The sequence below is a fragment of the Pseudomonadota bacterium genome (genome assembly GCA_039196715.1).
Classification (GTDB): Bacteria; Pseudomonadota; Gammaproteobacteria; order CALCKW01; family CALCKW01; genus CALCKW01.
In genome coordinates this window covers 1-10758 of the sequence record JBCCUP010000113.1, presented here as the reverse complement: position 1 = coordinate 10758, position 10758 = coordinate 1, and the positions used below count along the sequence as shown (strand labels likewise).

The 10758-nt window shown below is 67.5% G+C and carries 9 protein-coding genes; 7 read left to right on the top strand and 2 right to left on the bottom strand.

Annotated features, from left to right (window positions below; all coding sequences use genetic code 11):
- From AAGA11_21655 to AAGA11_21640, 4 genes are all read left to right on the top strand, one after another.
- The coding region (locus AAGA11_21655; protein ID MEM9605479.1) for a TetR/AcrR family transcriptional regulator at window positions 1-583 on the top strand (583 nt) is incomplete at its 5' end.
- 114 nt (window positions 584-697) lie between these two features.
- Window positions 698-1699, top strand: coding sequence for a TRAP transporter substrate-binding protein (locus tag AAGA11_21650; GenBank protein MEM9605478.1), 1002 nt, complete (start codon window positions 698-700; stop codon window positions 1697-1699).
- A gap of 31 nt (window positions 1700-1730) precedes the next feature.
- The gene (locus AAGA11_21645; GenBank protein ID MEM9605477.1) at window positions 1731-2204 is read left to right on the top strand and encodes a TRAP transporter small permease; all 474 of its coding nucleotides are present in this window, start codon (window positions 1731-1733) and stop codon (window positions 2202-2204) included.
- Window positions 2205-2230: 26 nt separating this feature from the next.
- On the top strand, window positions 2231-3556 hold the full coding sequence (locus AAGA11_21640; GenBank protein MEM9605476.1) for a TRAP transporter large permease: 1326 nt from the start codon (window positions 2231-2233) through the stop codon (window positions 3554-3556).
- A 21-nt stretch (window positions 3557-3577) separates the two neighbouring features.
- Here the strand turns inward: AAGA11_21640 and AAGA11_21635 are convergent, their stop codons facing one another.
- The gene (locus tag AAGA11_21635) at window positions 3578-4489 is read right to left on the bottom strand and encodes a LysR family transcriptional regulator (protein MEM9605475.1); all 912 of its coding nucleotides are present in this window, start codon (window positions 4487-4489) and stop codon (window positions 3578-3580) included.
- A 127-nt stretch (window positions 4490-4616) separates the two neighbouring features.
- On the opposite strand from AAGA11_21635, the gene AAGA11_21630 reads away from it, so the two are divergent.
- From AAGA11_21630 to AAGA11_21620, 3 genes are all read left to right on the top strand, one after another.
- A complete protein-coding gene (locus AAGA11_21630) occupies window positions 4617-5096 on the top strand; it encodes an ester cyclase (GenBank protein MEM9605474.1) in 480 nt (159 codons plus the stop codon).
- 86 nt (window positions 5097-5182) lie between these two features.
- On the top strand, window positions 5183-5674 hold the full coding sequence (locus tag AAGA11_21625) for a nuclear transport factor 2 family protein (GenBank protein ID MEM9605473.1): 492 nt from the start codon (window positions 5183-5185) through the stop codon (window positions 5672-5674).
- A 189-nt stretch (window positions 5675-5863) separates the two neighbouring features.
- On the top strand, window positions 5864-7849 hold the full coding sequence (locus AAGA11_21620) for a S9 family peptidase (GenBank protein MEM9605472.1): 1986 nt from the start codon (window positions 5864-5866) through the stop codon (window positions 7847-7849).
- Between the two features lie 173 nt (window positions 7850-8022).
- On the opposite strand, the gene putA is transcribed toward AAGA11_21620, so the two are convergent.
- The coding region (putA, locus tag AAGA11_21615) for a bifunctional proline dehydrogenase/L-glutamate gamma-semialdehyde dehydrogenase PutA (GenBank protein MEM9605471.1) at window positions 8023-10758 on the bottom strand (2736 nt) is incomplete at its 5' end.

The following is a 10758-nucleotide window of genomic DNA, read 5'->3' as shown; positions in this document are numbered from 1 at the left end:
GGACAAACGCGACGCGATCCTGCGCGCCGCGACGGTCGTCTTTGCGCGCGACGGCTACCACGGCTCCGGCATCAACGACATCGCCGCCGAGGCCGCGATCTCCAAGGCCAACCTCTACCACTACTACAGCAACAAGGACGAGCTGCTGCACGCGGTCATCCACGCGCACCTGACCGAGATCGTCGACGCACTCGAGGGCGCGCGCGACCCGGCGCTCGTGGCCGAGGCCCAGTTGCAGGCCTTCATCGGCGCGCTGCTCGACACCTACCGCGACGCCGACGCCCAGCACCGCGTGCAAGTGCACGACATGGGCAGCCTGCCGGACGATTTGCAAGCCGATCTCAAGGCGCTCGAGCGCGACATCGTCGCGGTGTTCTCTGGCGCGCTGACCGGCGCCCTGCCCGCGTTGGCCGAGCGGCGCCACCTGCTCAAACCCGTGACCATGTCCCTGTTCGGCATGCTCAACTGGCACTACATGTGGTTCCGGCCCGGCGGCTCGATGAGTCGGGATCGATACAGTCAGCTCGCCTTCGACATCATCCTCGGCGGCGCGCGCGAAGCGCTCGCACGAGACGGGGGCTGATCGCTTGATTGTTGCCAGAGCCAGTGCCTACCATTTCCCCGTTCTCCGCGTCGCGACGACGCGAAGCCTGCGGTGCGCCCGCACCGCCACCCCCTCACCCATCAGGAGATTGCCATGAAACTCAAACTCGGCCTGCTCGCCGCCCTGCTGCTCGGCACGCAGGCGCAGGCGCAAACCACCATCAGCATCGGCACCTGGTTGTCGCCGGCACACCCACAGAACTCCGTCGTGCTCGAGACCTGGAAAACCCAGCTCGAGGAAGCCAGCGACGGCCGCCTGACGGCCAAGCTCGAGTACCACAACGGCCACCCGAAGGCGATCTTCGACCAGGTCGAAGACGGCACCTACGATGTCGGCTGGAGCTTTCACGGCTACGTGCCGGGCCGTTTCCGCCTGACCGAACTCGCCGAGCTTCCCGGCGCCAACGCCGGCGCGGGTGCGGCCTCTGTCGCCTACTGGCGCACACACGAGCAGTACCTCGCGGACGCTGGCGAGCACGAGGGGCTCAAGCTGATCGCGCTGTTCACCCACGGCCCGGGTCAGATCCACATGACCAACCCGATCGAATCCCTGGCCGACATGAAGGGCAAGAAGATCCGCGTGGGCGGCGGCATCCAGTCGGTGTTGGCCGAGCGCATGGGCATCACACCGGTGCCGGCACCGGGCTCGAAGGTCTACGAAATCCTGCAGCAAGGCGTGGCCGACGGCGTGTTCATGCCGGCGGGCGAGCAGGCGACCCTGCGCCTCTCCGAAGTCGCACCGAACCTCTACCTGTTCCCGGGCGGCATGTACCTCGGCAGCTTCGGCATCTTCATGAACGAGGACTTCTTCGCCGACCTCTCGGCCGAAGACCAGGACGCGCTGATGAGCGTCTCGGGTGAAGCGCTGTCCAAGCTCGCAGGCTCGGTCTGGGAAGCGAATGACAAGGCCGGCCTCAAGCAGGCGCGCGAAGCCGGCAACAACGTGGTCGACATGGGCCAGGCCGACATCGACGCCCTCGCCGACCTCACCGCCGACCTCGACGACAGCTTCAAGGCGAAAGTCGCGGACAGCGGCGTCGACCTCGACGCGGCGATCAGCTTCTACCGCGACACCGCCCAGTCGCTCGAGAACTGAGCCGGTATGACCGCACACCGCACCGCACGCCATGCGCCGTCTCGCTGACCGCATGGCCGACCTCGGCGCCATTGTGTTGATGGCGCTGATGGTCATGACCGCGGTCGACGTGGTCGGTCGCTACCTGTTCAACAGCCCACTCAAGGGCGGCACCGAGCTGACCGAGTTCATGTTGTCGGCGCTGGTGTTCTGCGCCCTGCCGCTGGTCACACTGACCGGCGGCCACGTGATTGTTGAACTGATCACCTGGCGCGTGCCACCGCGCGTCGCCATGCTCGCGCACCGGCTGCTCTACGGCGCCCTCGCCGCGATCCACGCCGCCCTCGCGTTCGGTGTCTGGCGGCTCGCAGCGCGCTCGGTCAAGCGCAACGAGTTGTCCGAGTACCTGCAGCTCCCGGTCGGCTACGTGCAGTACTTTGCGGTCGGGTGTTTGTCGCTCACCGCCCTCGTCTGCCTGTGGCGCTGCCTCGGCCCGCACACCCCGGACGACGCCAACGCGACCTGAGGTCGCCCCAACCCCTCGGAAGCCGCATGATTTCTGCGTTGATCGGTTTCGCCGTCCTCGGCCTCTTGATCCTCGTGCGCGTGCCAATCGCCTTCGCCATGGGGCTGGTGGGGTTCTTCGGCTTCGCCATTGAACGCGGCCTGACCTTCGAGAATTTCTTCGACTTCCGCTGGAAAGTGCCGCTCTCGATGGTGTCGAGCCACGTGGTCTACACCACGCAGGAATACGGTCTGTCGGTGATTCCGCTGTTCGTGCTCATGGGCAACTTCGTCGGCCGCTCCGGCCTCGCGAGCGAGCTCTACGGCGCCGCCTACGCCTGGCTCGGCCACCGCCGCGGCGGGCTCGCCATGTCGACGGTGCTGGCCTGCGGCGGCTTCTCAGCGATCTGTGGCTCCTCACTCGCCACCGCCGCCACTATGTCCCGCGTCGCCATCCCGCCGATGCGGAAATTCAACTACCACGACTCGCTCGCCACGGCCTCGATCGCCGCGGGCGGCACCCTGGGCATCCTGATTCCACCGAGCGTCATTCTGATCATCTACGGCGTGTTCACCGAGACCAGCATCCGCGAGCTCTTCGCCGCGGGCGTGGTGCCGGGCTTGCTCGGTGTGCTGCTCTACGTCGTCGCCGTGCGCTACGTCGTTTGGCGCACCCCCGACGCCGGGCCACCCGGCGAGGCGACGCCGCGCGCCGAACGCTGGCGCGCCCTCGCCCGCGTCTACGGCGTGCTGCTGCTGTTTCTGCTTGTCATCGGCGGCATCTACGCCGGTGTTTTCACGCCGACCGAGGCCGCCGGCATCGGCGCCACCGGCGCCTTCCTGATTGCGCTGGCCAAGCGCAGCCTGAGCTTCTCGATTCTGCTCGAGATCCTGCGCGACTCGGTGAAAACCTCAGCGATGCTGTTCACCATCCTGATCGGCGCGCTCACACTCTCGAGCTTTGTCACGCGCACCGGCTTCCCGAACCTGCTGGCCGACTGGCTGACCGGCCTCGGCGTGCCGGCCATGGCGACGCTGTTCGCGATGCTCGCGATCTACATCGTGCTGGGCATGATCCTCGAGAGCCTGTCGATGCTGTTGCTGACCCTGCCGGTGTTCTTCCCGATCGTGCAGCAACTCGGTTTCGATCCGGTGTGGTTCGGCATCGTCGTGGTGGTGGTCACCGAGATCAGCCTGATCACGCCACCGGTGGGGCTCAATGTGTTCGTGCTCTCGGCAATGGTGCCCGACATACCGACGCGCACCATCTTCCGCGGCGTGGTGCCCTTCTGGATCGTCGACATCCTGCGCTTGGCGTTGCTGGTCGCGATACCGGCGCTCTCGCTCTGGTTGCCGTCCCTGCTCTACCGCTGAACCTCGCGCGAGTCGGCGCGCTCAGGCGGCGTCGCGCGACAGCGGTTCTTCCATGCCGGGTTCGAGCAACGCCGTGACGACGTGCTTGATCAAGCCGTTTCGCGGTGCGTTCGCGGGCCAGACCGCGTAGGCCGTGAGCCCATCGAGTTGCCAGTCGGGGAGCACCGTCTGCAAGCGGCCAGCGGCGAGGTCGTCGGCCACCAGGCACTCCGGCACGATAGCAAGCCCGGCACCCGCACACACCAGGTGCGACATGGCTGTCGCGCTGTTGACACTCATCCGCGACTCGCGGTTGGCCAACACGACCCGTTTGCCGTCGCGCACGAACTCCGGCTTCTTGAACCAGACCGGCGCGAGCTCGAGCCAGTGCCAAGCTTCGAGGTCCTTGGGTCTCTGTGGTGTCTCTCGGGTTGCGGCATAGGCCGGCGTGACCACCAATACGCGCCGCAGATCGCACAGCTTCTGCGCCTCGAGCGCGCTGTCTTTCATGTCGCCGACCCGAATTGCCATGTCGTAGCCGTCGGCAATCACGTCCTGCACGGTGTCGGAGAACTCGAGCGACACGCGCACGTGCGGGTTCGCGTGCGTGAACGCGGCAAAGCGCGCCGAGAGCTGGGTGCCGGCCAGAAACGCGGGCACGGTGACCCGAAGCAAACCGGAGAGTTGCTCCGAGTGGCGCGCCACCCGCTGCAGGCCACGCTCGGCGGACTGCAGCATCGCGTGGGCGGACTCGAGCAGCTGCTCGCCGTCAGGCGTCAGCGACAGGCGTCGGGTCGAGCGGTAGATCAGCGCCGTGCCGAGCCGCTCCTCGAGCTGCTTGACGTGGTAGCTCACCACCGACGGCGACAGCCGCAGCGATTCGGCCGCGCCCCGAAAGGAGCCGTGGTCGACGGTCTTCGCGAAGATCGCAATCTGCCGAAGGGTGTCCAGCATTAGTCTATTTTCCCGAACAGTGATTTCTGATAGCGCAATCTTATAAAACAATCTTACAGCGAATAGAGTGCCTCCACACCCGTTCGGCCCCGCCGGGCGGCCGACTTCACCCTCCGTGAGAGATGCCATGAACGCTATCAACACCACCCTCGCTGCCGCCGCCCTCGCCTTGGGCACGGTCACTGGCGCCGCCCTGGCCGACGACAAGGCCACCGTCCAGGTCTTCTACGAGCTGCTGAGCAACCCGGGCTCCGAAGCCCACACCGCCGCCTTCGACGCCGCCACCGCCGACAGCTGGGAGAGCATTGGCAACTACTCCGGCAAGAACAAGACAAAGGACGAGTTCCTCGGTCAGATGGGCGGTTTCAGCCAGCTCATGCCCGACCTCAACTGGGCCGTCCAGGAGATGATCCAGGAAGGCAACAAGGTCGTCGTGCGCAGCCGTGCCACCGCGACACCCCAGGCCCCGCTGTTCGGCGTCGACGGCGAAGGCCGCGGCTTCGACATCCTGACCATCGACATCCACACCGTGGTCGACGGCAAGATCCAGCAGACCTACCACGTCGAAGACTGGGCCGGCGCGCTGCAGCAACTCAAGGGCATGTAGGGCACACCGCCCCCACCCGCCATCCAACGGCACCGCCGGGCACGCCGCCCGGCGACGCCAATCACCACGACCACAGGACAACACCCATGACCCGCAAAACCCTGTTTGCACTGCTGACCAGTGCCTTGCTCACCCTCGGCCTGAGCCAGAAAGCCACCGCTGACCTCGACGCCACCAGCCAGGCCACCCTCGACACCGTGATGGCCCTCATGGGCGCCATGGGCAGTGGCGACATGGCCAAGATGGACGAACTCATGGCCGACGACATGGTCTGGCACAACGAGGGCGACAGCGCCCTGCCCTGGATCGGCCCGTGGCAAGGCAAGGACGAGGTCTTCGCTTTCCTCAAGACCTTCAGCGAAAACTGGCAGACCACGCTCTGGGAGAACCAGGACGTCTTGGCCGCCGGTGACACGGTTGCGGTGTTCGGTCGCATGAACGGCGTGACCACGCAATCGGGCAAGGACATCGGCGCCTTTACCTTTGCGCTGCGCGCCAAGGTCAGCGACGGGAAGGTCGTGCTCTGGAACTGGTTCGAAGACAGCTACGCCGTGAGCCAGGCCTACCACGGCCAGTAGGTCGACTCTAGGGCGCCGTCGGCGAGGTCGATATCCCGATCTCGCCGGTGTCGATCTGGCGCGCTGCGAAGGCGTGTCTCGGCTGCGTAACGAGCACACACACGACAAACCCATGGCGTTGATGCGCCCGTTCGACGCGTGTGACCCCCGCACGGTAGAGTGGCGGGCCACCCTGTTCGGGCCGTTCGCATGCTGCTCTCCCTGCCGTCGATCTCCCACCGAGCGCGCGCGTTGTGGCGCGCCGTGGTGACAGTCGCCCTGCTCGGGGGGCTCGCCGCCTGCAGCATCTCGCCAACCCACCCCACGCTCAAGGACGCCACGCTGCCCGAGCTCGTGCCGGTGCGGGCCTTCACTGCCAACCTGGATTTCACCGGCGGCTTCACCGTGTCGCCCGACGGCACGAAGTTGCTGTGGAGTGGCGTCAGCCGCTTGCGGCCCGCGCTGTACTGGCGCGACCTGACGTCCGGTGAAACCGGGGTCAAGCGCTTCAAGAAGCGCTCCCCCGACGCGTTCTGGGCGGCCGACAGCCAGCACATTCTCTACCACGCCGATGGGACAGGCCGGGAAAACTACCAGGTCGTCGCCTGGAACACCGAATCAGGTGAGCAGGGTGCACTCACACCCGACGGTGACGTGCGTGCCTTCGTGGTCCACGTTCCGCGCAGCGCGTCGGACGACATCTATATCGCCCACAACGGGCGCGACCGGCAGTGGTTCGACCTCTACCGCTACAACCTCACGCACCGCATCGCCACGCTGCGCAGCGAAAACCTCAACGCGGTGGTCAACCGCATGCTGGACGACGGCGGACGCGAGCTGCTGCGCATCCGCCTCGAGGGCGACGAGTTCATCGCCGAAGCCCGAACGGGCAGCGAATTCCGGGAGATCCTGCGCCACGACCGGTTCACCGAGTGGCACCCGTTTGACTTCTCCGCCGACAAACAGAGCGTGTTGGGCCTGAGCAACCGCGGGCGCGACAAGCTCGCCTACGTGTCCACGCGGCTCAGCGACGGCGTCGAGACCGTGCTGGTCGAGCACCCGAATGTCGACGTCGGCAACGTCTACATCGACCCGGACACCAAGGAACTCCTGTACCACCAGAGCTACGACGGTTACCCTGCCGACACCGCCCGCGACCCGGCACTCGAAGCCCTGTTGGCACCGCTGCGCAGCGACGCCCCGCACAGCGTCAACATCAACAGCCTCAGCCGTGACCGCAGCACCGGCACCGTCACGCGCTACGACCACACCGGCTCGACCTACTACCTGATCGAGGACGGCGGCACGACGCTCACCCGGCTCGGCGAGTCCCCGAGCCGCAAACGCGCCGATGTGTGGACCAACAAGGTGCCGTTCAGTATCCCGGCCCGCGACGGGCTGATGCTGCACGGCTACCTCACCCGACCCAAGCTCCCGGCCGACAGCGGCCCGCTCCCGACCGTGTTGCACGTGCACGGCGGCCCCTGGGCACGGGACCACTGGGGCCACGGCGACATGAACCAGATGCTCGCGAACCGCGGCTACGCCGTGCTGCAGGTCAACTACCGTGGGTCGTCCGGCTACGGCCGGGCGCACCGAGACGCGGCCAGGGGCGAGTTTGCCGGGAAGATGCACACCGACCTGCTCGACGCGCTCGACTGGGCGATCGACCAGGGCGTGACCGACCCGGACAAGGTCGCCATCATGGGCGGCAGCTACGGCGGCTACGCGACACTGGTGGGTCTGACCTTCACACCCGAGCGTTTCGCCTGTGGCATCGACGTCGTCGGCCCGTCCGACCTCGCACGTTTGCTCGAAGACGCGCCGCCCTACTGGGGGCCGTTCATGCCCTTCTGGCACGCCTTTGCCGGCGACCCGTCGGTGCCGGCCGAGCGCGCCGACCTCGACAGCCGTTCCCCGCTCTACCGCGCCGAGGCACTGCGGAGCCCGGTGCTGATCATCCACGGCCGCAACGACCCACGCGTCAAGGTGGACCAGTCCGACCGCATGGTGGCCGCGCTCAAGGCCGCCGGCAAACCCGTGACCTACAAGACCGTCGAGGACGAGGGCCACGGTTTTTCCCACTGGAAAAACCAGCTCGCGTACTTCCGCGACGTCGAGGACTTCCTCGCCGACTGCATCGGCGGGCGCAGCAGCGGCTTCGACTTTTTCTCGCTCGGCGCCTGGGCATTCTAGATGCTGTCGTCACGAGCCGGATAATCGGCTGTAAACAGTGCGGGCGTCGTACGCATTGCTGCGCTTCCGCTGCTGGCCTGTATCAACACGTAAACTGCGCTGCGGTTCTCGCAATTCGCTGTTTTCGCTCGATTCTTCAACTCGTGACAACAGCATCTGGCGTGGGCCTAGGCTCAGGTGTGGCCCGCGCCCACTGGGGCGCTCACCGGGGCACTGGCGGCGAGCAGGCTCGCGTTGCCGCCGGCCGCCGTGGTGTCAATGCACACGTGCCGCTCCACCAGGAACCGGCCGGCGTAGTCCGCTGATTGCAACAGCGGCACCAGTGCCCCGTCGCGCGCGGCGAGCGCTTCGCGCACCGCCCGGGCCGCCGTGACGTCGCCGTGAAACACCACGCCGTCCACCGGCTCGAGCGCCGTGAGCTGGTCGGGCGTCACCAGCCCGTCGAAGCCCACGGCCGCATCGAGCCCAGGGGCGACGCCCACCGCCGCGCAGCCGAGCGCCCGCACCGCCGCCACCTGCTCCGCTGCGGCAACGGCGCCCGGCCCAAGGCAGAGCACCACACCCCGCGGGTACCGCGACAAGCGATTGGATTCACCGGTCGGCCCCGGCAGCTCGAGCGGCGCGCCCACCGGCTCCGGGTTGACGGTTTGCACCTCGGCCAGCGCGTGTTGCAAGGCCGCCTGCAGCGTGCCGGTGTCTACCGGCGGCCCGCCCGCGTCGGGGGCACCCAACGTCACCAGCGCCTCCTCGGTGAAGCGCGGCACGTAGTGCGGGCCACCGGCTTTCGGGCCGGTGCCCGAGAGGCCCTCGCCACCAAAGGGCTGGCTGCCGACAATCGCGCCGATCTGGTTGCGGTTGATGTAGGCGTTGCCGACCCGCACGCGGCCGAGCACCTGCTGCACGCGGTCGTCGATGCGCGTGTGAAGACCGAAGGTCAGGCCATAGCCCGACGCGTTGATCGCATCGACCACGGCGTCGATCTCGTCGCTGCGAAAGCGGGCGATATGCAACACCGGCCCAAAGATCTCCTCACCGAGGTCCTCGATACCGCCCACGCCGATCACCGCCGGCGCGACAAAGTGACCGTCGGCCGGTGCGTCGGTCGCGACCCGGTCGGACGCGACCCGATCGAGCGCGACCCGGTGGGGCGCCACGCGATCGAGCTGCTTCAGCAGGCGGCCCTGCCGGCGTGCGGTTTCGATGTGCGCTTCGATGCGCGCTTTCGCCGCGGCGTCGATCACCGGCCCGACGTCCGTGCTGAGCGCCCAGGGGTCGCCGAGCCGCAACTCGTCCATGGCGCCGAACAGCATGGCCTGCACACGGTCGGCGATGTCGGCTTGCAGGTAGAGCACGCGCAGCGCCGAACACCGCTGCCCGGCCGACTGGAAACTCGACGCGACGATGTCGCGCACCGCCTGCTCAGGCAGCGCGGTGCTGTCGACGATCATCGCGTTGAGCCCGCCGGTCTCGGCAATCAGCGGCGCCGAGGGTGCAAGCGACGCGGCCATCGCGCGGTTGATGTGTTGGGCGGTCTGGGTGGAGCCGGTAAAACACACGCCGGCCACCGCCGGGTGGGCCGAGAGTGCTGCACCCACTGCGCGGCCAGTGCCCGGCAGCAGCTGCAGCGCGTCGGCCGGGACACCCGCCTCGTGCAGCAACGCAACCGCGCGCGCTGCAATCAGCGTTGTCGACTCGGCCGGTTTCGCCAGCACCGGGTTGCCCGCCGCGAGCGCCGCGGCGATCTGGCCACTGAAGATCGCGAGCGGGAAATTCCAGGGTGAGATGCAGACAATCGGCCCGCGCGCCGCAGCACCCGCGCCGAGCCGTTCGGCCTCGTCCGCGTAGTAGCGCAGGAAATCCACCGCCTCACGCAACTCGCCCACGCAGTCGAGCGGCGTCTTGCCCGCCTCGCGCGCCAGCAACGCAAAGAACTCACCGAAGGCCGCCTCAAACAGATCCGACGCGCGGCGCAAGGCCGCGGCCCGCTCGGCCACCGGCACGGTGGCCCAGGCAGACGCACACGCGTGGGACACCGCCAATGCGACATCGGCGTCGTTGCAGCGCACCACCGAGCCGACCGTCTCGTCCAGTCGCGTCGGCGATGCAACGTGCACCGTCTCGTGGTCGCCCTCGGCCCAGCCGACAATGGCTGGCCGTGCGTGCCAGTGCTGCGTTTTGAACGGTTCGCGAGCGGCGTCGATCGCAGCCAGGGTGGTCGCATCGTTCAGGTCGAAGCCAGCCGCGTTGGTGCGGCTGGGCCCGTACAAGCGCGCTGGCAACGGGATCCCGGGGTTCGCCACCGCGCCGTCGAGCGCGTCGAGCGCGTCAAAGGGGTCGGCCGCGACGTCCTCGGGCGGAATGGCCTCGTCGACGATCTGATTGACAAAGGAACTGTTGGCGCCGTTTTCGAGCAGCCGCCGCACAAGGTAGGCAAGCAGGTCCCGGTGCGCACCCACCGGGGCGTAGATCCGGCAGCGCGTGCCCTCTTTCTCGAGCACGCGCTGGTGCAGCGACTCCCCCATGCCGTGCAGCCGTTGAAACTCGAAGCGTGCGGTGTCCTCGGCGAGTTCGAGGATCGCGGCCACGGTGTGGGCGTTGTGCGTCGCGAACTGCGGGTAGAGTCGGTCGGTCAGACCGAGCAGCTTCTGCGCACAGCAGATGTAGGAAACGTCTGTGTTGAGCTTGCGGGTGTAGACCGGGTAGCCGTCGAGCCCCTCGGTTTGTGCAAGCTTGACCTCCGTGTCCCAATAGGCGCCCTTGACGAGCCGCACCATGAGCCGGCGGTCGAGCCGGGTGGCGAGCTCGTGTAGCCAGTCAATCACATACGGCGCGCGTTGCCCGTAGGCCTGCACCACGACGCCGAACCCGTCCCAACCGGCGAGCGACGGGTCCGACACCACCGCCTCGAT